The 19,987-nt window shown below is 55.9% G+C and carries 18 protein-coding genes; 11 read left to right on the forward strand and 7 right to left on the reverse strand.

Annotated features, from left to right (window positions below):
* A partial coding sequence (locus ACEQ15_RS08270) for a membrane integrity-associated transporter subunit PqiC (protein ID WP_370278645.1) occupies positions 1-374 on the forward strand: 374 nt, incomplete at its 5' end.
* A 158-nt stretch (positions 375-532) separates the two neighbouring features.
* On the opposite strand, the gene ACEQ15_RS08275 is transcribed toward ACEQ15_RS08270, so the two are convergent.
* The 6 genes from ACEQ15_RS08275 to ACEQ15_RS08300 all read right to left on the reverse strand — a co-directional run bounded on the left by ACEQ15_RS08275 (position 533) and on the right by ACEQ15_RS08300 (position 6,246).
* On the reverse strand, positions 533-2,275 hold the full coding sequence (locus tag ACEQ15_RS08275; protein WP_370278646.1) for a DEAD/DEAH box helicase: 1,743 nt from the start codon (positions 2,273-2,275) through the stop codon (positions 533-535).
* 2 nt (positions 2,276-2,277) lie between these two features.
* Positions 2,278-3,543 (reverse strand): glycosyltransferase, encoded by a 1,266-nt coding sequence (locus ACEQ15_RS08280; RefSeq protein ID WP_370278647.1) that lies wholly within the window; start codon positions 3,541-3,543, stop codon positions 2,278-2,280.
* A 154-nt stretch (positions 3,544-3,697) separates the two neighbouring features.
* Positions 3,698-4,501 carry a hypothetical protein gene (locus tag ACEQ15_RS08285; protein WP_370278648.1) on the reverse strand — a complete coding sequence of 268 codons (804 nt, stop codon included), beginning with the start codon at positions 4,499-4,501 and terminating at the stop codon, positions 3,698-3,700.
* A gap of 64 nt (positions 4,502-4,565) precedes the next feature.
* Positions 4,566-4,862 carry a helix-turn-helix domain-containing protein gene (locus ACEQ15_RS08290; RefSeq protein WP_370278650.1) on the reverse strand — a complete coding sequence of 99 codons (297 nt, stop codon included), beginning with the start codon at positions 4,860-4,862 and terminating at the stop codon, positions 4,566-4,568.
* A gap of 107 nt (positions 4,863-4,969) precedes the next feature.
* Positions 4,970-5,521 (reverse strand): DUF2058 domain-containing protein, encoded by a 552-nt coding sequence (locus ACEQ15_RS08295; protein ID WP_370278652.1) that lies wholly within the window; start codon positions 5,519-5,521, stop codon positions 4,970-4,972.
* 92 nt (positions 5,522-5,613) lie between these two features.
* Positions 5,614-6,246 carry a DUF1614 domain-containing protein gene (locus ACEQ15_RS08300; RefSeq protein WP_370278653.1) on the reverse strand — a complete coding sequence of 211 codons (633 nt, stop codon included), beginning with the start codon at positions 6,244-6,246 and terminating at the stop codon, positions 5,614-5,616.
* Between the two features lie 164 nt (positions 6,247-6,410).
* Between ACEQ15_RS08300 and ACEQ15_RS08305 the strand changes: the two genes are divergently transcribed.
* From ACEQ15_RS08305 to ACEQ15_RS08340, 8 genes are all read left to right on the forward strand, one after another.
* The gene (locus ACEQ15_RS08305; RefSeq protein ID WP_370278654.1) at positions 6,411-8,033 is read left to right on the forward strand and encodes an SPOR domain-containing protein; all 1,623 of its coding nucleotides are present in this window, start codon (positions 6,411-6,413) and stop codon (positions 8,031-8,033) included.
* A 43-nt stretch (positions 8,034-8,076) separates the two neighbouring features.
* Positions 8,077-9,060, forward strand: coding sequence for a serine/threonine protein kinase (locus ACEQ15_RS08310; protein WP_370278655.1), 984 nt, complete (start codon positions 8,077-8,079; stop codon positions 9,058-9,060).
* 107 nt (positions 9,061-9,167) lie between these two features.
* Positions 9,168-11,309, forward strand: a complete 2,142-nt coding sequence (dnaX, locus tag ACEQ15_RS08315; protein ID WP_370278656.1) for a DNA polymerase III subunit gamma/tau — start codon at positions 9,168-9,170, stop codon at positions 11,307-11,309.
* A 17-nt stretch (positions 11,310-11,326) separates the two neighbouring features.
* On the forward strand, positions 11,327-11,653 hold the full coding sequence (locus ACEQ15_RS08320) for a YbaB/EbfC family nucleoid-associated protein (protein ID WP_282352400.1): 327 nt from the start codon (positions 11,327-11,329) through the stop codon (positions 11,651-11,653).
* A gap of 3 nt (positions 11,654-11,656) precedes the next feature.
* The gene (recR, locus tag ACEQ15_RS08325; protein ID WP_370278657.1) at positions 11,657-12,256 is read left to right on the forward strand and encodes a recombination mediator RecR; all 600 of its coding nucleotides are present in this window, start codon (positions 11,657-11,659) and stop codon (positions 12,254-12,256) included.
* A 22-nt stretch (positions 12,257-12,278) separates the two neighbouring features.
* A complete protein-coding gene (gene rnd, locus ACEQ15_RS08330) occupies positions 12,279-13,463 on the forward strand; it encodes a ribonuclease D (protein WP_370278658.1) in 1,185 nt (394 codons plus the stop codon).
* A complete protein-coding gene (locus tag ACEQ15_RS08335; protein WP_370278659.1) occupies positions 13,463-13,750 on the forward strand; it encodes a YcgL domain-containing protein in 288 nt (95 codons plus the stop codon). The genes rnd and ACEQ15_RS08335 overlap by 1 nt, the downstream gene beginning before the upstream one ends.
* Positions 13,751-14,188 carry a YcgN family cysteine cluster protein gene (locus tag ACEQ15_RS08340; RefSeq protein ID WP_370278660.1) on the forward strand — a complete coding sequence of 146 codons (438 nt, stop codon included), beginning with the start codon at positions 13,751-13,753 and terminating at the stop codon, positions 14,186-14,188.
* 222 nt (positions 14,189-14,410) lie between these two features.
* On the opposite strand, the gene ACEQ15_RS08345 is transcribed toward ACEQ15_RS08340, so the two are convergent.
* Positions 14,411-15,139, reverse strand: coding sequence for a PhnD/SsuA/transferrin family substrate-binding protein (locus ACEQ15_RS08345; RefSeq protein WP_370278661.1), 729 nt, complete (start codon positions 15,137-15,139; stop codon positions 14,411-14,413).
* 204 nt (positions 15,140-15,343) lie between these two features.
* Between ACEQ15_RS08345 and hrpB the strand changes: the two genes are divergently transcribed.
* Positions 15,344-17,890: an ATP-dependent helicase HrpB gene (gene hrpB, locus ACEQ15_RS08350; protein ID WP_370278662.1), complete on the forward strand. Its 2,547-nt coding sequence runs from the start codon at positions 15,344-15,346 to the stop codon at positions 17,888-17,890.
* A 213-nt stretch (positions 17,891-18,103) separates the two neighbouring features.
* A complete protein-coding gene (locus ACEQ15_RS08355; protein ID WP_370278664.1) occupies positions 18,104-19,873 on the forward strand; it encodes a methyl-accepting chemotaxis protein in 1,770 nt (589 codons plus the stop codon).
* Positions 19,874-19,987 lie beyond the last annotated feature (114 nt).

The following is a 19,987-nucleotide window of genomic DNA, read 5'->3' on the forward strand; positions in this document are numbered from 1 at the left end:
ATGTAGCCACCTACCATATCTGGGCGGGGGAACTGGAACCGGCTTTTACGCGGGTGCTGGCGGAAAATGTCGCCCGCCGTCTTGATCATGACAGTGTGTGGCCGTCCCCTTGGGACAACCGCTTCCGACCGGAGTATCAGGTGCGTATCTTTGTAGATCGCTTTTCAGGGGAGGTGAATGGTGAGGTAGCACTTAACCTGACCTGGACCTTGTTGGCTGATTACGGACAGGAACTGATCCGCACCGAGCGTTACCGTGGCACTGTAATTGCCGAAGGTGGTTACGACGGGTATGTGAATGCGTTGAACCAGCTTTTGGCCGAGTTTTCAGAACACCTTGCCGACGAACTGCCGGGGCAGATTCCAGAGAAATAATCTCGATTCGGGTTTCATGTTATGCGTGGGAACCGGCAGCGATGGTGGGAAGCAGGCTTGTCGCCTGCTGGCGCCTTAAAAGACGCCCTACAGCTTACTCGCAACGCAGTCGTATCAGTAGGTTGGCCATTGCGCAGCAATGCCCAACACACAAGTGATCACCCCAGCTCATTCGCCTTCCGATACCGCCCTTCGTAGTCAAACAACTTCTCTTTCACCCGCCAGTGGTGGCCGCTTTTGCGGGCGATCACAAAATCCGGCGCACGGAACTGTTCACTGATCGCCAGCACCTGCTCCAGCGTTTTGAATTGCTGTGGTTGGCTGCCGTCGCCCACACGACGGCCATACTGCTGGTTGAATTTCTTGCGTTGTCCCGGATTCTTCAGATCAAAGCTCTCGCTGACTTCAGCGCCTTCCTCGTCGTGGTAGGTGATCCGCAAGCGACCGCTGTTATCGCTCAACTCGATCCCCGCACAGCGGATTACCAGTGCATCCTTCAGCTTTAAGGCGTTCTTGAGCATATCGTCCGGGTCGATGATCGCCTTGTCGCAACTGTGGCAGCGGCGGGCGGCGATATCGTTTTCGGCATTGCAGTGTGGGCACTCCTTAAAGCGGAAGCGGTAGTCACACTGTACCTTGCGCCCCTGCTCATCCTCTTCGACGCCTTGGCAGCGACGGCCATAATGCTCGAGGATGTTGCCTTCGTCGTCGGTCTTGCCCCAGAAAATGTTGGCAAATTCACACACTGGGCAAAACACCTGCACCGGCGTGCTATCACTGTTGGGTTTGGGCGAGCCCACCTCCGGATGGAAGAGATCAAAGCCGTTGCCCGCATAATCGATTACTTTGCACTCGGTTTTACCTTCAGCGAGGCGCAGGCCACGACCTACAATCTGTTGGTAGAGGCTGACCGACTGGGTCGGACGCAGGATGGCGATCAGGTCTACATGCGGGGCATCAAATCCGGTGGTCAAAACCGAGACGTTAACCAGAAACTTCAGTTCGCGGTTCTTAAAGCGGCGGATAAGGTCATCACGTTCGGCTGTAGCCGTTGCGCCGGTGATCAGCGCGGTTTCTGCCCCAGGCAGATAACCGGCGATCTCTTTGGCGTGATCAACGGTGGCGGCAAAGATCATCACACCCTGGCGGTCTTCGGCCACGGTTTCCACCTGTTCGCAGATGGCGCGGGTCACCCGTGGATGGCGTACCAGCAGCTCGTTCACTTCGCGTTCGTTGTATTCACCCCAACGGCTGGTGTTGAGTGCTGAGAAGTCGTACTGGGCGATGGGGGCGTCGGTCAGTTCCGGTGGTGTCAGGAAGCCCTTGGTGATCATGTAACGCAGGGGCAATTCGTAGATGCAGTGCGCAAACGGTGGGTTGTCACCGCCACGCGCGAAACCGTGGTAGTGGTAACGGTAGATCCAGCCCATGCCCAAACGGTAGGGGGTGGCAGTCAGGCCAAGGACTTTCAGTCCTGTGTTGTGTTTCTTCAGCTGTTGGATGATCCGTCCGTATTGGCTTTCATCATCCCCGGAGATTCGGTGGCACTCGTCCACAATCAGTAGGGAGTACTGTTCGGCAAAGTCATCTAAGTTACGGGCCACCGATTGTACGCTGGCAAAGGTTACCTGATGCTCGGTGCTTTTTTGCTTCAGGCCAGCGGAGTAGATGCTGGCTTTGAGGTTGTAGGCTTCGTACTTGGCGTGGTTCTGCTCAACCAGTTCTTTTACGTGGGTCAGTACCAGAATCTTACGGCGGGCAATCCTGCCCAGTTCGGCGATCACCAGACTTTTACCGGCACCGGTGGGCAACACAATAACGGCAGCTTCATCACTTTTTCGGAAATGGCGTACCGTGGCGTCGACGGCATCCCGCTGATAGTCACGTAGTTGGAACGCCATAGTTACCCGTCAGTTGCTGCTTGAGGCTCCGCCTGCAGCTCTGCCAGCCGGGTCTTGGTCTCAATCCACTGGGACATGAACTGAGTGCTGCGGTGATGGTGATGGCGCAGCATGGAACCGGTGAAGTTGAACATCCGGTGGCTGTTGAGGGTTTCACGTAGCAGCTGGATATGTTGGATCAGTTGATCAGCCAGCGGTTTACGGTCATACACTTCACGGATGATACGGTCACCCATCTTCTGGCAGCTTTGCCACTGTGCCTCGTCCTGATACAGGCCAACCGCGGCTTGCGCAAAGTCGTGGGCATTGTCTTCAATCTGGCCACCCCAGGGTAGTCCGCCGCTCATCGCCTCGGCACCAATGGGGGTAGTGACATTCGGAGTGCCATTGATCATTGCCTCGACCAGTTTGCCCTTGATGCCCGCGCCAAAGCGCAGCGGGGCCAGCAGTACACGTGCGTTGCGTACCACTTCGTCAGCATCCTCCGCCCAGCCTTTTACCAGAAACCCTTCAGCGGGATTATCCAGTGCGGTGGCATTAGGGGGCGGATAGGCGCCGTACACGTGCAGCTCGGCGTCGGGGAGCTGCTTACGGATCTTCGGCCAGATCTGTTGTTTGAGCCAAAGCACTGCATCCCAGTTCGGGGCATGGCGGAAATTGCCAATACTGACAAAGTGCTGGCGCTCTGTGTATGCAGGGCGCGGCTGGTCCAGTTTTTCTGGATCCAGCATAAAGGGCAGGTGGTGCAGCAGATCTTCACTGACGCCAAACTGACTGGTCAGCAGTTGGATCTCGTAGTCGGAGATCATCAGCGTCAGGTCAGAACGATAGATCGATGCGACCTCGCGCTGAGCCATCTCGCTGAACAGGTCTTCCGGTACCATCGGACGCTGCTGCTTCAATGCTGTATGACGGGCGTTACGCAGAAAGTGCAGGTCTTCTGTATCCAGAATACGCAAGGCGTTCGGGCACGCTTTCTCCACCCGCCAGCCGAACTGCTCCTCCATCATAAAGCGGTCGAACAACACAATATCTGGTTGCAGATTGGCGATGTAGCGATCGAAAGTTTCGCTGTTCAGCTCGATGCTGACGGCATCGATATTAAGCGCAGACAGGTCTTCCATGTGGGCACTGAGCTGAGCCGGGCTAGCGAAGGTTACCTGCCAGTCCTGGGCCTGGAAACAGTGAATCAATTCCATCATATGGGATCCCGCCGCAGAGGAACGCGGTTCGGGCCATACGTAGCCGATGATCAGCACTTGAGTCATGGAGAGAGGCTCGTCCTTTAGGGTACTACGCTAAGGCGGTACGAGATATTGGGAGTTTGGGCTCAGTTTACCGAGGACGTGAGAAAATAAAAAGGCGACCTGTGAGGTCGCCCGAAGTGTTCCAAGTACGTGAGCCGATTCAGCGTGTGTTCGATCAGTCGTCCAGCATGCTGTACAGCACGTTGCGGTTCTGGTCGAACTTGTTCTGCTGCTCTTCGTCCGCTTCCTGGTAACGTGCATCCTGTTCAACCAGACTGTCGAGGATCTGCTCCTGAAGTGAGCCCAGCTGGTCGACGAAGCTCAGAGCGCTGTCGCTACGCTGGTGGTTGAGCATATTGGCCATCTGCCCCAGGCGTTGGCCACCGGCGTAGTTGTTGCCGTGGTTCTGTACTTCCTGGTAGGCCGCAACGGCAGTGTACTGTTCACTGCGGCTCATGTTCAGGGACATGGAGCTGAGCTGGGAGGTGTCCATCTCGAATTCGGAGGCCTGTTCAAAGGCTGCCTGTACGTCACCGTTAAAGAAATCGTCCGCGATCAGGCTCACGTCCTGAATCAGGTTCTGGATCGCTTCCAGCTCGTCATCGTTCAGGTCGCCTTCGATGGAAAACTGGAACTCGTTCCGTTCGGCGCGGCTCACGTTATAGACCGCAGCAGAACCGCCCTGGCCATCGGTGGTCGCACCCAGGCTGGCTTGCATGGCACTGGCGTGGTCAAAGGTGATGGTGACGCGGTCACCCTCTTTGGTGGTCAGATCCAGTGAGAAACTCTCGGCTTTGCTGTAGCGTTCAGCAGCCGACAGTGACATACCGCCCGGAGGAGGTGGCGGTAGGTGCACAGGGTTAGCTGCTTTCTGCTCATTCCGTGAGTCGGCCGCGTTGGCGTTACCCGCTGCATTACCTTGTGGCGCACCGAGTGCGGTGTTGCCAAAAAGGTTCCCATTCAGAATTGATTCAAGCATTGTGATTACCCCAGTTTGTACTGGGTAAAGCTATCGGCGAAACGGGGCAAAGGTTGAGCAATTTTTAGCGTGAAATCTGCAAAACGTCTTCGAGCAACGCTAAGTTGTTGTTTATCCAGCTTGGGTCAATTGGCCCCCAGCAGTCCACCTGGTAAAAACCGGCATTGTTGCGACCACCTTCCTGCTGTATGAAGCTGCATTGGATGCCGATATCGGACAGGTCTTTCAGGGTATCCTGGATGGTGCGGCGGGGCATGCCGGTGAGTTTTTGCAGGGCGGTGACGTTGAGTTGTTCCTGGCTGATCAGGTGGCTCAGGTAGAGTTTACGGAAAAAGGCGCGTTGCTGTTTGCTGACGTCCATGGTGTATCTGTCCCGGTGTTTTGGTTGCTCTGAGCTTAACACCTTGGCCCCACGGTTGTGAGGGGCAGAAACTAAAAGGGGAACACCTTTGGTGCTCCCCTGCAGTATTACCACATCAGATCATCAGGGATCTTGTAGTCTGCGTATGGATCGTCCTTATCCGGCTCCTCTTCTGGCTGGATGCGGATCACCAGATCCGGCATACGCTGTTCGATCTTTTCTGCCATCACATCCGGAATCAGGCGGTGGCTCTCACCCAGAATGGCGATCGCCAACTGACCACGAATCAGCTGTGCCTGCTGCTCGGATGTCACGTAGATCTTCTTGATCTTCTTGTTTTCAACAAAGTTGTACGGAATTTCAGCATCAGCAGGAATCACCAGTGCGTGTTGCTGAATGATGTCGCGTACTTCCGCTTCGGTCGCTTTTACCGCACGTTCGGCATCGCGGGCTTTGTTCAGCTCGCGGTCACGCTGTTGCTTCTCTTTACGAGCCTGCTCCAGCTTCTCCTGAGTGTTATCGGTTTCGACCTCAAGACCGGATTTACGCGCCGCTTTGGCCTTTTTGGCTTTCTTGCGTTTGTCCGTTTTCGCCTGTTTTGCTTTTTTCTGATCGATCAGCCCGGCATTAAGCAGCTGATCCTGAAGTGATCCCGCCATCGGTGGTTGTCTCTTCGGTTGTTCCAGTTGGGCGCAACTATAGCACAAAGCCCATTGATTCCATTGCTTTGGATCGGCACTTCGTTCTGTGCTCAGAGAAAATTCATCTGTTGCATGGTTTCGGCTGTCATCATCGCCAGTAGGCCGCTCAGGAAAATTGCATCCAGCACACCTCCGCCGCCGATTATGATGGTGTTAGCCCGTCGTTCAGCCAGTTTCTTTATCTGTGGCAGGTGCAACAGATCTCCGCCGATCAGCGTGCCTAAAACAGCGGCGGAGTAGGCCAGTACCAGGTAGTTTTCCGGATCGAGCAGAAGGGCGCCAACGGCTGCGAATACAACGGCACCAAACAGGTAGACGATCATGCCGCGTTTACTGTCAAAGCGACTCATCGGATAAACCACCGCAGTGACCAGTAGCGTGAGGATGATCATATCCATTGCAGCGGGTGGCTGCAGGTTGAAAAAATGCAGCATGAATAGCAGCGGTACCACTGCACCGCCCAGGTTAATGCCCAGTTTTATTGGCGGTTGGTCGTCGCGATTGGGGGATTCAAAAGAGAAGAGTTGCAGACCGAGCAGACTGCCAAAGGTTGCGAGCGCCATGCCAACCGCCAGCTCTTTCTGATCGATCTGCAGTTTCGCCTGCACACTGTCGATGCTGCCCAGTTTGAGGAAGATCGCGAAGATCACCAGGGTGATTATTGCGTTTAAATATCGCGACATAGGGACTCTGCTTTATTCCAAACACTTGAAAAGTATAGCTTGCTACCGAGGGGGCCTTTGGTGTTGTGCGTGGTGGCAAGACGTTCTCTCAATAGGAGTGCATGGCCAGGAGTGGTAAAGTAGACACAATTCTGCCTTTCAGTTGTTTAGAGGAACAAAAGGGAATGACGTTCAGAGCACTTGCCCGGTCCAGCCTGTTTGCCTTGATGTGTGGCGTGGTGTCGGTCAAAGCGGCCGACACGGTAACGGACAACTGTCTGGGGGCATACAACAAGCAGGAATATGCAACCGCAGCAACGGTGTGCCGCAATGAAGCGGAGCAGGGCAGTGCCGAGTCTGCCTTCACCCTCGCTGTGTTGTACGCCAAAGGTTTGGGTGTGGAAATGGATCACGCCCAGGCGATTGTCTGGTTGAAGGCCGCTGCGCAAGCAGGCCACGACGAAGCCACCTACAACCTGGGGATGGCCTATACCCGCGGTGATGGTGTGAAGGCGGATATTCCGCAGGCCGTGACTTGGTTTAAGCAATCGGCTGAAGCGGGCAATCCTAAGGCGCAGCGTGACCTCGCTACTTTGTATGCTAACGGATACGGTATTGAAAAAGACCCAACACAGGCGTTTTTACTGTACAGGGCCTCTGCCGAGCAGGGCATCACGGTCAGTCAGCTCAAAACCGGGTTGATGTTGTTGCGTGGTGAAGGTGTCGCGCGTAATCCGGAAGAAGCCAAGATGTGGCTGTCGAAAGCCGCACAATCCAATGACCCAACGGCGCAATACACTATGGGGTTGTTGCTCTCCGACTCAGATCCGCAGGCCAGTTCCGACTGGTACCGCAAAGCGTCTGCGCAGGGCAACGGATACGCAATGCACAATCTGGCGTTGTTTTACCTCTATGGTCGAGGCGTAAAACAGGATTATGCCAAAGCGCTCAATTGGGCCGAGAAAAGTATTGCAGCGGGGGTTTCTGAGAGTAAGGGCCTGCAGCAGCAGATCCTGCAGTTGATGGGTGAAAACCGTCCAGAGCCGCATCAATACGTGGTGGTACGGGATGCGCAGTGGCTTGAATCCAAACCGGATGAAGACTACCTGATTCAGATCTCGCGTCAGGACAGCGAAAAGGCGGCGTATGCCTACCTGAAAAAACATAAGGTGTCTGGTCCGATTGGTATCTATCGTGAAGCGTTGGCCGATAAAACGACCTACATCGTGACCTACGGTGACTACCGTGGTTTGACGTCTGCCAAGGACGCGATCAAATCCTTGCCGGAGAGTGTGCAGAAATATAAGCCCTGGGTGCGCAGCTACAAGAGTCTGAAGCAGGTACTGGCAGACTCGCCGCCAGCTAAGGATGTTAAACCGGTGGTTGTTGCGGAAACCGCGGCCAAACCCGTGGCTAAACGACGAACTGCGGCTAAACCCGTGGCAACTGTCACTGCAGTAACAGAAAGCGCAGCAGAAAGTGGTCGTCAACCGGCCCATTGGCTATTGGATAAACCTAAGAAGGCGATTGCCGTTCAGTTGATGGCGCTGCCAAGCAAGCGGGAAGGTCAAATCAAATCCTATCTGAAACGCCATGGGCTGACTGATTCCGCGGTCTATTACGAAACCCAGCGTGATGCCGGGCCGTATATGGTGGTGGTGCTGAACCAGGTGTTCGGTTCTCCGGTGCAGGCGCGCAAGTTTGTCGCTCAACTACCCGCAGCCGTGCAGCGCTCGAAGCCGTGGGTGCGTACTTTTGGTTCGCTGCAAAGTAAGTACCGTCCGTTAGGACAGTCTTCTGCGCAGTAGTGTGCTGTGTAGATTATTTTTTATTCTGTATTAATGAGGAAGTATGTCGTCAAATCCCCATCCGTTCGAGACTCTGACCCCCAGCTTTATTCTGGATGCCATTGAAAGTCAGGGCTACTGGAGCGATGGCCGCAGCTTTCCGCTGAACAGCTATGAGAACCGCGTCTACCAGGTGGGGATTGAGGATGCCGAGCCGCTGATCGCCAAGTTCTACCGTCCGGGGCGCTGGACCGATGAGCAGATTCTGGAAGAGCACCAGTTCAGTTTTGAACTGGCGGAGCAGGAGCTGCCGGTCGTCGCGCCGATTGTTAAGGATGGGCAGAGCCTGTTCCAAGCCGGTGGTTTCCGTTTTTCGCTCTTTCCCCGCAAGGGCGGACACGCACCGGAGCTGGATAATCCCGATAACCTGTTTATCCTCGGTCGCCTGCTGGGGCGTATGCATCTGGTAGGGGCAACACGTCCTTTTGAATACCGTCCTTCAATTGATGTGCAGAGTTACGGGTATGACAGTGCCGCGTTTGTCAGCGAGCATTTTATCCCTGCGGAGCTGAAAACCTCCTACGACACACTGACCCGTGACATCCTACAGCTGATCGAAGAAAAGATTGCGCAGGTGGGGGATGTACGCCAGATCCGTGTGCATGGAGATTGTCACGGCGGCAACATGTTGTGGCGTGACGATGCGCCGCATTTCGTGGATTTTGACGATGCCCGCATGGCGCCGGCCATTCAGGATATCTGGATGCTGCTGTCGGGAGGCCGTTCCGAGCAGTTGTCACAGCTGTCAGAAATCATTGACGGCTACAGCGAATTTAATGATTTCCAACTGAAAGAGTTGCAGCTGATCGAAGTGTTCCGCACCCTGCGGATTATGAACTACGCTGCATGGCTGGCCCGGCGCTGGGAAGATCCGGCGTTCCCGCACAGTTTTACCTGGTTTAACACGGTAAAATACTGGAGTGAGCACATTCTGGAGTTGCGCGAGCAGTTTGCCGCCCTGCAGGAGCCAGGATTAACGCTTGTTTAACCCTTTATAAAGCAGCTGTGACTCCGCTTTACGCTGGCTTTAGCCAAGCCTAAACGGTAGCATAAGCCACTGATTTTCGATTATTTAATCCCCCGTGATGTGAGCCGATGAGTTATCAGGTACTTGCCCGTAAATGGCGTCCTAAACGCTTTCAGGAGATGGTTGGACAGGAACACGTCCTGAAGGCGCTGGTGAATGCGCTGGACGATGATCGGTTACACCATGCCTATCTGTTTACCGGCACCCGCGGGGTAGGTAAAACCTCCATCGCACGTCTGTTCGCCAAGTCTCTGAACTGTGAGACCGGCGTATCCTCCAGTCCCTGTGGTGAATGTTCCGCCTGTCGCGAGATTGCCGAAGGCCGTTTCGTTGACCTGATTGAGGTGGATGCGGCGTCCCGTACCAAGGTGGAAGACACCCGCGAACTGCTGGAAAACGTGCAGTATGCGCCGACTCACGGCCGCTACAAAGTGTACCTTATTGACGAGGTGCACATGCTCTCCACGCACTCCTTCAACGCGTTGCTGAAGACGCTGGAGGAGCCGCCTCCACACGTGAAATTCCTGCTGGCGACCACCGATCCGCAGAAGCTGCCGGTGACGATCCTGTCCCGCTGTCTGCAGTTCAACCTGAAGAACATGATCCCGGAACGGATCGTGGACCACCTGAAGTTTGTCCTCGGTGAAGAGAGCGTCAGCTACGAAGAACCCGCCCTGTGGTTGCTGGCCCGTTCGGCTGACGGCTCCATGCGTGATGCGATGAGTCTGACCGACCAGGCGATCGCGTTTGGTGCCGGTGAAGTGAACGAAGCCGATGTACGTGCCATGCTTGGTACCATCGATACCCGTCTGGTTTACCGCATGGTGGAGTGCCTGGTCGACCAGGACGCGCAGGGTTTGCTGGATGCGGTTAACGATCTGGCCCAGTTCTCACCGGACTACAACACTGTGTTGGGCGATCTGATCAGCTTGTTGCACCGCATTGCCGTGGGGCAGGCACTACCAAGTGCGGTAGATAACAGCATGGGTGACAAGGAGCAGGTGCAGAACCTGGCTTCCCGCATGCGTGCGGAAGACCTGCAGCTGTTCTACCAGATTGCGCTGATGGGGCGTAAGGATCTGCCATTTGTGCCGGATTCGCGTGAAGGTCTGGAGATGATTCTGCTGCGTATGCTGGCATTCCGTCCGGCAGACGCTGCACCTACAGGGCGTCCGGCTAATGCGGGTGATGCTGTACAAGCAGCTCCGAGCCCGTCAACAGCACCTGTACCAGCAGCTCCGGTTAAGCCACAGCCAGAGCCTGCAGTCAGTGCTCCGGTAGAACCACAACCGGCACCCGTAGCCGCGCCGGTTCAGGAGGCCCCAAAACCTGAACCGCAGCCAGCGCCGCAACCCGCAGCCCAACCTGAGCCGCAAGCGCAGCAGCCGGCACCACCGGCTCCGCAATCTGCTGCTCCAGCGCCTCAACCGCAGCCCCGTCCGGAACAAGAACCTAAACCGATGCCGCCTGCCGCGCAGGAACAGGCACCACAGGCGATGTCTGCGGCACCGCAGCCGCCTGCGCACACCATGGATGACGTTCCACCATGGGAAGATGCAGACATCCCAGCGGATGACTACGACAACGGCTATCAGGACCTGCCGCCGGCGCAGGGGAGTCAGCCAGGAAAAAAGCCTGAAGCTGTTCCATCCGCGGCCCCGTATGCGGCCGCTGACCCGGTTGTTGCCGCTCCGCCACCAGTAAGTGAAACTCCGCTACAGGAAGGCGCGCAACAGCTGCCAACCGAAGCTGCGATCTTTGAGCCGCTGAAACACAACCTGCAACTGGCGCAGGACGGCGGTGATCTGCCGCTACAGGTAGACGGTTTGCAGGTGGATCACTGGGTGCGCCTGGCAAGTATTATCGGCCTGACCGGCATGACCGCCAGCCTGGCCAACAACCTGTCGCTGGAAGCGGTGAACGGCAATACGCTGACCTTCCACTACACCGTCGAACAGAAAACACTGCTCAACGATGTACAGCAGGAACGCATTGTTACTGCGCTCAATAATTATTTTGCAGCCTCCCTTGAGGTAGAATTTAGACAGGATTCGCAAAGCCGCGAAACGCCAAGCCTGTATATGCTGCGTAAGAAACGTGAGCGGCTGGCGCTGGCCGTGGAGTCGATTCAGACCGATGAAACAGTCAAACGCCTGCAAGAACACTTCGATGCTGAGATCGATCTCGCATCCGTAGAACCGATTGATTGAATTTTGAGGATATCCCCATGATGAAAGGTGGAATGGGCAACCTGATGAAGCAGGCCCAGAAGATGCAGGAAAACCTGCAGAAAGCACAGGAAGAGATCGCTAAGGCAGAAGTGACCGGCGAATCCGGTGCGGGTCTGGTTAAGATCACCATGAACGGTCGCCACGACGTACGTGTGGTTGAGCTGGATGACAGTCTGATGGAAGAAGACAAAGAGATCCTGGAAGACCTGATTGCTGCAGCGGTAAACGACGCTGTACGTAAGGTAGAAACCAACACTCAGGAGAAAATGGCAAAAGTAACTGGCGGTATGCAGATGCCTCCAGGCTTCAACATGCCGTTCTAACCGATGTCGTTCAGTCCTTTACTGCAACAGCTGATCACTGCACTGCGCTGTCTGCCGGGTGTAGGCCCTAAGTCTGCCCAGCGGATGGCGTTTCACCTGCTGGAACGTGACCAGCAGGGTGCGCTGTCATTGGCTGAGTCGCTGGAGCTGGCGATCGAAAAGATTGGCCGCTGCTCCAGCTGCCGTACCCTGTCGGAAGAGGAAACCTGTGAGATCTGTTCCTCCTCCAGCCGTGACAAGGGATTGCTTTGTGTACTCGAGTCACCGGTTGACCTGTTTGCGGTGGAGCAGACCGGTGGTTTCGGCGGTTACTACTTTGTGCTCGGCGGTCACCTGTCACCGATCGACGGCATTGGCCCTGAAGACCTGGGTATCGACCAGCTGCTGGAGCGGGTGCGTTCCGGAGAGGTACGCGAACTAATCCTGGCGACCAACCCAACGGTCGAAGGGGAAGCTACTGCACATTACATTGCCGAGCAGGTTCGTGACCTGGATATCAACGTGTCACGCATCGCCCACGGTGTCCCTGTCGGAGGCGAACTGGAATATGTGGACGGAGGCACCCTGGCGCACGCGCTGGCGGGCCGACGCTCACTGCTGTAGGGCGCAAGCCTAAGGAAGTCGTATGAGTCAGACCCCCGCTGCCTATGACTGGCAGGTGCTGGAAGCTTCAGCCGATCAGCCGATCGTCATCACCGATAATGCCAGCCTCGCCAAATGGTGCGAACATTGGCAGACGTTGCCGATGGTGGCGCTGGATACCGAGTTCCAGCGGGTTGAGACGTTCTACCCGATTCCTGGGCTGTTTCAGCTGGCGGATGATCAGCGCTGTTACCTGATTGATCCTCTGGCTGTCACTGATTTTGAGCCGCTGAAAGCCCTGTTCCGCAATCCGGACGTCCTGAAGGTGCTGCACGCCGCCACCGAGGATCTGGAACTGTTCCAGAACAGTTTGGGGGTGTTGCCCGAGCCGGTATTTGATACCCAGGTTGCCGCAGCGATCCTCAACTGGGGCTTCTCCATGGGCCTGCAGCGTATGCTGCAGAGCGTACTGGGCGTCGAAGTCGGCAAGCACGAAACCACGTCTGATTGGTTGCGCCGCCCGCTGACCGCCAGCCAGGAACACTATGCCGCCCTCGATGTAGCGTACCTGCCAGCGATCTGCCAGAAGCAGAAAGACGCACTTGAAGCCCGTGGCATGTTAGAATGGCTCCAGCAGGAAAGCGACGCCATGCTGAAGCAGGCGGTTGACGAAGATCCGGAAGGGGCCGAGTACTACAAACGTTTCACACAGATGTGGACGTTGCCGCCCCATAAGATCGCAGCACTTCGGGATCTGACCGCGTGGCGTGAGCAAACCTGCCGTTCCCGCGATGTACCCCGAAACCGTATTCTGCGTAACCAGGCCCTGCTGGAGATTGTTAACCAGTGGCCAAAGAACAACTTTGAACTCTCCCGTGTGGATGAGATCAAGCGTGCGATCATTCGCAATGACGGTGCGCAGATACTGTCTTTCCTGAAAAATGCACAGAAAAGTGCGGAAGAGAACCCGCCCGAGCCGATTCTCCGACCGCTGCCGTATTTCTGGAACAAACCGTTGAAGAAGCTCAAAGCGATTGTGCGTGAGTGTGCCGCCGACCTGGATGTGGCACCGGAGATCATGCTGCGCAAGAAAGAGCTGGATGCGCTGATCCGTTCCGGTCTGGATGATAACAACTACCAGATGCCTGAAGCGGTCAGCCCATGGCGTGCTAGAGCAGTGGGTGACAAACTGCTGGCTGCCCTGAAAGAGATTGGGAAACGAGACTGATGAAAATTTGTTCTGTATTCAAAAGCTCCCGTAAGGACGAAATGTACCTGTACGTGGACAAGCGCGATCAGTTGAACCGCGTACCTGAAGCCTTGCTGGAGCTGTTTGGCGCGGCCCTGCACGTGATGGATATGCCGCTGACCGAAAAGCGGGAGCTGGCCCGTGTGGATACCGCAAAGGTGTTGTCCGAGATCGACGAAAAAGGTTTCTTCCTGCAGATGCCGCCGCCAAAAGACGACTACATGCTGGACCTGCACCAAGACCGTCCGGAAACCGGAGTTCGCTAAGTGGCGCACGAGGTTTTCTGGCGCAGTAAATCGCTGGATGCGATGAGTCCGCAGGAATGGGAATCACTCTGCGACGGCTGCGCTTTGTGCTGTTTGCACAAGGTTGAGGATGAAGATACCCAGGAGGTGTTTTACACCACCGTGGTATGTCATCTGCTTGATTTTGATAACTGCCACTGTACCCGTTACGAAGATCGCTGCACGCTGGTACCGGATTGCGTCAAACTGCGTCCGGAAGATGTGGAAGCGTTCCACTGGTTACCACCAAGTTGTGCCTACCGCCTGATCCATGAAGGTAAGGAACTGCCGGATTGGCACCCGCTGGTTAGCGGTCGTCAGGAGACGGTGATCGAGTCCAATGCATCGGTACTGAGCTACTACGAAGTGAAAGACAACGAGATCCGCGAAGAGGATTTTGTTGATTACATTATCGACTGAGTAGCGACCGTAAGATCCAAACAAAAAAGCCCTGGCTGTGCGCCGGGGCTTTTTTGTTTTGAATGTCCCGTCCTGAAATAGTGTCAACCTATATCAGGACAAGACAGAAAAGTGTGATGTGTTGGGCAACGCTTTGCGTTGGCCAACCTACTGGGAAGGCACGGTTCTATTGTAGGTTGGCCTTCGCCCAGCGAAGCCCAACAATTCCCATAAATCTTACTATCACCCTATCCGCAGCAACTGCCCCATTGCCGCTACATCATCGTTGGTGCTTTCGCTCCAACCGCTGATACCCAGCTTCTCCAATACCTGTGAACCCTTGTCACACTCCTTCATCGACAGCAGAGCCATCGACAGGCTATCAGCCAGTGCGCGGTGGGATGGTTTTACCAGCATCTGTGCATACACCAGGTTCAGCTTGCTGCTGCCCAGCAGCGAGAGGTTGCCCCGTGAAAGCGGGTTCAGCTCGTCATAGAAGTTTTTACTGAAAAAGGCGTAGGCCTCCGGGGTGCTCTGCAGTGCTTTCAAAACATGCATCCAGCCGTTCTTGCTGGTGATGGAGCCAGGTTTGATCCCTTTCTTCGCCAGTAGGGTGAGGCCTAAACGGGTGGTAACGTTGTTGCCACAGGTGATCACCTCGGCACCCTGCAGGCCTTTCAGGGACGCAGAGCTGTTTTCTGCATGGGCCGCAAACGCAACTTCTTCCGACTGGTTCTCTGGGCGACACACCGGGATATAGGAGGCTTTGTTGCTCAGCAGCACCGCTTCCGTTGGCGGGGAAAAAACAATGTCCGCCTGATGCATGCGGCTGCGGAAATCGGCCATATCAAAGGCCGTATCCAGACCGATGGTTTGCTCCAGTGTACGGCTGAGGTACACCACGAATTCGTACCAACGCTCGGAGTTGTTGGCGGTGTCGGCAGGTGCTACCAGAAGCTTCAGCTTACTCACGGTCTGTCTTCCATGTCTGAGAAAGTCATAAAAAGTTGTCAGATCCTAACATTAAATTCCGGGCAGTTTGACCTGCAATTGGCGCAATTTTGGCCAGGATTTGTCTTATGGCAACGGAAAAACACCAAGCCTGAGATTAACGGCTAATACCTATAGTGGCACAATAGCGGGTCTGACTTTTCACCCTGGAATTTATCCCGATTCATGTCTGATCTGCCGATTAACGTCATCCTCCCAGAACTCAAAGAACGCCTGAATGCTCATGATGAGCTGGTTTTGGAGGCACCGCCGGGTGCCGGTAAAACCACCGGTGTGCCGCTAGCGCTGCTGGATGAGGCATGGCTGTCAGGTCAGAAGATCATCATGCTGGAACCGCGTCGTCTGGCAGCCCGTGCCGCGGCGGAGAGGATGGCGTCGGTGCTGGGTGAGAAAGCCGGTGAAACTGTGGGTTACCGGGTGCGCCTGGATACCAGGGTCAGCGGCAAGACCCGTATCGAGGTGGTGACCGAGGGGATTCTGACCCGCATGCTGCAATCCGATCCGAGCCTTGAGGGGATCGGTCTGGTGATCTTCGATGAATTCCACGAACGCAGCCTGGATGCCGATCTGGCGCTGGCTCTGACCCAGCAGGGACGGATGCTGTTTCGCGACGATGAGCCGTTAAAACTGCTGGTCATGTCGGCCACTCTGGATGGTGCCGCGGTATCGGAGCTGCTGGACGGTGCGCCGGTGCTGCGCAGTGAAGGGCGGGCTTATCCGGTGATGGTTCATTACGGTGAAGCGGCCACACTGGAGCGGGCCATTGAACCGGTTGCGGCGGCAACGGTCATGGATGCTTTGGCGGCGGAAGAGGGCAGTGTGTTGGTGTTCCTGCCGGGACAACGGGAGATAAACCGCACTCACAAGCTGCTCAGCGATAAGCTGGCGGGCTGGGACGACCTGGCCAACGTGATGGTCACACCTCTTTATGGTGATCTTAGCCTTCAGGATCAGCGCAAAGCGATTGAACCGGCGCCGCAGGGCCAGCGCAAAGTGGTGCTGGCGACTGCCATTGCTGAAACCAGTTTGACCATCGAAGGTGTGCGGGTGGTGGTGGATGCGGGATTAAGCCGCGAAGCGGTATTTGATCCGGGCACCGGTATGTCCCGCTTGCAGACACGCCGCCTGGCCCGTGCTGCCAGTGTACAGCGCGCCGGCCGTGCCGGCCGTATGGAACCGGGTGTCTGTTACCGTCTTTGGTCTGAAACCCAGCAGGCACAGCTGGCGCCATTTACTGCGCCGGAGATTACCCAAGCGGATCTGACTCCACTGGTGCTGCAACTCACACGCTGGGGAGTGGATGATCCTGCTGAGCTGTGTTGGCTGGATCTACCACCAGCCGCGCCTTATCAACAAGGTCTGGATCTGCTGGAGCGGTTAGGGGCGGTAGAGCGCAACGGCGATAACTACCGCCTGACTGAGCACGGTGAGGCGATGGCAGAGCTATCCACCCACCCACGTCTCGCCCATATGCTGTTGCTGGGTATTCGCTATGGCTTAACGCCACTGGCTTGTGATCTGGCGGCGTTGCTGTCCGACCGTGATCCGTTACGCCGTCGGGATACAGATATAACCGAACGACTGGCCTGGCTGCGGGGCGATATCAAAGCGGAGCGCCATACCCAGGGGGCGTTGCACCGTATGCGGCAGCAGAGCAAACAGTTCCGCCGTCAGTGTGACCTGCTGAAGTTAAACTCTCCAGATGCTGTACAAGATCCAACAGACCACCGCTGGATCGGTTTCCTGATCGCCTGTGCGTATCCGGACCGAAGTGCTTCGCGTCGTACCCCAGCTGGATTGGATTTCCGTATGAGCACTGGTCGCGCTGCGCGCTTGCCGGAAGAGGATCATTATAAAGGGCAGTGGCTGGCATTGGCTCAGGTGGGTGGTCGCAGTGGTGATTCTACTGACCGCATCTACCTGTCAGCAGCACTTGATCCACAATTGTTTGACGGCCCGCTGGCAGACCTGGTTACTGAGGTCGAAGCGGTGGAGTGGAGCAAGCAGCAGGACCGCCTGACCGCCGAGAGTCAGCGCCGGATCGGTAAGCTGGTGCTTAGCAGTGCGCCACTGAAAGAGGTATCCGAAGAAGCGCGTACTGAGGCGTTGGTTGCACTGGTACAAAAGCGTGGCCTTGAACTGCTGCCCTGGACACCAGCACTGCGCGAATGGCAGACACGGGTGCAATTTCTCCACACCAGCTTTGAGCAGCAGGGACAGGACAATCCTTGGCCGGATCTATCCGACAAAGCGTTGCTGGCAACTGTGGATGGCTGGCTGGCACCCTATCTGGCATCGGTCAGCCATATCAATCACTTTGCCAACCTGGATCTGAAGAATATTCTGCAGGCCCTGTTGCCCTGGCCATTACCGCAGCAGTTGGATGAGCTGGCGCCACAACGCTACGAGGTGCCAACCGGTTCCAAAATCAAGATCGATTACAGCGAGACACCACCGGTACTGGCGGTGAAGATGCAGGAGATGTACGGCTGTCTGGATACGCCGCGTATCGGTAACGGCACTGCCTTGAAACTCCATCTGCTGTCTCCGGCGATGCGACCGCTGCAGGTCACTCAGGATCTGGCGGGTTTCTGGCAAAACAGCTACCCGGAAGTGCAAAAAGAGATGAGGGGGCGCTACCCCAAACACCGTTGGCCGGATGATCCGGCCCATGCGGAGCCGAGCCGTCGTACGGTAAAGCCTAAAAACTGACGCACTTTAATGGTGCGAATAGCCTTGATTTTATAAGGTTTTTTAGCCTTAAGCGTGCCGAACAATTACTAATTAATTGCTACAGCTTTGTATCTTGCTGTCGATAACCTGCCTATATCCGTGTAGGCCCGCAGTGAGTCGGGCCGGTGGTCACAGGCCACAGTTATTTTTAAACGCGCTGACCATGAATGTCCGGCAAGGACTCAGATGGGAATGGAAAAGATGCAGGAAACGTCCAACGTTTATCAACAGATGTTTGAAGCGATCGGCCGGTCGCAGGCGGTGATCGAGTTTGAACTCGACGGCACCATTATTACCGCAAACAACAACTTTCTGAATGCAGTAGGTTATTCCCTCGCAGAGATCCAGGGTCAGCATCACAGTATGTTTGTTGAGCCGTTTGAGCGTACCAGCCCAGCGTATCGTATGTTTTGGGACAAGCTGGCCCGTGGTGAGCACGATGCCGGAGAATACAAGCGTGTCGGCAAGGGGGGAAAGGAGATCTGGATTCAGGCCACCTATACCCCAATCCTTGATGCGCAGGGTAAGCCGTTCAAGGTGGTTAAGTTTGCCTCCGACATTACCCAGGAGAAACTGCGCCAGGCGGACTTTGTGGGTCAGATCGACGCAATCAGCAAGTCGCAGGCCGTGATTGAGTTCAACCTGGATGGCACCATTATCACCGCCAACGACAACTTCCTGGGAGCTGTCGGTTACACCCTGGCGGAAATTCAGGGCCGTCACCACAGCATGTTCGTGGAACCTCAGTACCGTCAAAGCCCCGAGTACCGCATGTTCTGGGAACAGCTCAATCAGGGCCAGTATGATGCCGGTGAATATCGACGCATCGGCAAAAATGGCCGTGAGATCTGGATTCAGGCGTCCTACAACCCAATCTTCGATATGAGTGGTAAGCCTTACAAAGTGGTGAAATACGCCACTGACGTGACAGGACGTAAACAGGCCGTGGCTGAGATTCGTCGTACCTTGCTGGCGATGGCCGAAGGTGACCTGACCGCAACCATCTCTCAACCGCTGGACGAAGAATTTACGGTGCTGGCGGATGCGATGAACGCTTTTGGCGTGAAGCTGAACGATATGGTGCAGGAGATTCGCCAGGCGTCCAATAGTGTCTTTACCGCCTCCCAGGAGATTGCTCAGGGCAACAGCGACCTGAGCCACCGTACTGAAAACCAGGCGGCCAATCTGGAAGAGACAGCGTCGGCGATGGAAGAGCTGACCGCAACGGTGAAGCAGAACGCTGATAATGCCAGTGATGCATCGGCGAAAGCCTCCGATGCGATGGACCGAGCTGAACGTGGCGGCGAAGTGGTTGGTAAGGCCGTGGATGCGATGTCTGCAATCAGCAAGTCCAGCAAGAAGATCGCCGACATTATCGGTGTGATCGACGAGATCTCCTTCCAGACCAACATTCTGGCGTTGAATGCTGCCGTGGAAGCGGCCCGTGCCGGCGAGCAGGGGCGTGGTTTTGCCGTAGTTGCTGCCGAGGTGCGCAACCTGGCGCAACGCAGTGCCGCCGCCGCGAAAGAGATCAAGGGGCTGATCAACGACAGTATCGAAGCGGTCGAGAATGGCTCCAATATTGTTGATGCTACCGGTAAGACATTCCACGACCTGGTGGAGTCGGTTCAGGATGTGGTGAACCGTATCGCCGAGATTGATGTGGCCAGCAAGGAACAGTCGGCCGGTATCACCGAAGTGAGCCGTGCGGTAACCCAGATGGAAGAGATGACCCAGCAGAACGCGGCACTGGTTGAGCAGGCATCAGCCTCCAGTACCGCGATGGAGCAGCAGGCGCAGTCACTGCTGCAACAGGTGGGTTACTTCAAGGTGAAAGGTGAGCCTGCGTCATTTGGTGCGGCACCTGCCCGCGCTCCAATGGCCTCTCGTCAGCGTCCGGCGATCGCGCCACGTATGTCGGCTCCGAAACAGGATGAAGAGGATATCTGGGAGTCCTTCTGATCCGCTGATTTACTGGTGGGGTGAACGTCCCCAAGGAGCCTGCTAGAGTAACGGGTGATTCAGAGTGTGGTTTTCATGCTTCGAATCACCCGTTTTTATTTGCCTGCCATAACG

Source organism: Pontibacterium sp. (assembly GCF_964228735.1).
Lineage (GTDB): Bacteria > Pseudomonadota > Gammaproteobacteria > Pseudomonadales > Balneatricaceae > Pontibacterium.

Coding starts and splice junctions, on each gene's coding strand:
- ACEQ15_RS08275 (WP_370278646.1), bottom strand. CDS start 2,275: ATGGCGTTCCAACTACGTGACTATCAGCGGGATGCCGTCGACGCCACG.
- ACEQ15_RS08280 (WP_370278647.1), bottom strand. CDS start 3,543: ATGACTCAAGTGCTGATCATCGGCTACGTATGGCCCGAACCGCGTTCC.
- ACEQ15_RS08285 (WP_370278648.1), bottom strand. CDS start 4,501: ATGCTTGAATCAATTCTGAATGGGAACCTTTTTGGCAACACCGCACTC.
- ACEQ15_RS08290 (WP_370278650.1), bottom strand. CDS start 4,862: ATGGACGTCAGCAAACAGCAACGCGCCTTTTTCCGTAAACTCTACCTG.
- ACEQ15_RS08295 (WP_370278652.1), bottom strand. CDS start 5,521: ATGGCGGGATCACTTCAGGATCAGCTGCTTAATGCCGGGCTGATCGAT.
- ACEQ15_RS08300 (WP_370278653.1), bottom strand. CDS start 6,246: ATGTCGCGATATTTAAACGCAATAATCACCCTGGTGATCTTCGCGATC.
- ACEQ15_RS08305 (WP_370278654.1), top strand. CDS start 6,411: ATGACGTTCAGAGCACTTGCCCGGTCCAGCCTGTTTGCCTTGATGTGT.
- ACEQ15_RS08310 (WP_370278655.1), top strand. CDS start 8,077: ATGTCGTCAAATCCCCATCCGTTCGAGACTCTGACCCCCAGCTTTATT.
- dnaX (WP_370278656.1), top strand. CDS start 9,168: ATGAGTTATCAGGTACTTGCCCGTAAATGGCGTCCTAAACGCTTTCAG.
- ACEQ15_RS08320 (WP_282352400.1), top strand. CDS start 11,327: ATGATGAAAGGTGGAATGGGCAACCTGATGAAGCAGGCCCAGAAGATG.
- recR (WP_370278657.1), top strand. CDS start 11,657: ATGTCGTTCAGTCCTTTACTGCAACAGCTGATCACTGCACTGCGCTGT.
- rnd (WP_370278658.1), top strand. CDS start 12,279: ATGAGTCAGACCCCCGCTGCCTATGACTGGCAGGTGCTGGAAGCTTCA.
- ACEQ15_RS08335 (WP_370278659.1), top strand. CDS start 13,463: ATGAAAATTTGTTCTGTATTCAAAAGCTCCCGTAAGGACGAAATGTAC.
- hrpB (WP_370278662.1), top strand. CDS start 15,344: ATGTCTGATCTGCCGATTAACGTCATCCTCCCAGAACTCAAAGAACGC.
- ACEQ15_RS08355 (WP_370278664.1), top strand. CDS start 18,104: ATGGAAAAGATGCAGGAAACGTCCAACGTTTATCAACAGATGTTTGAA.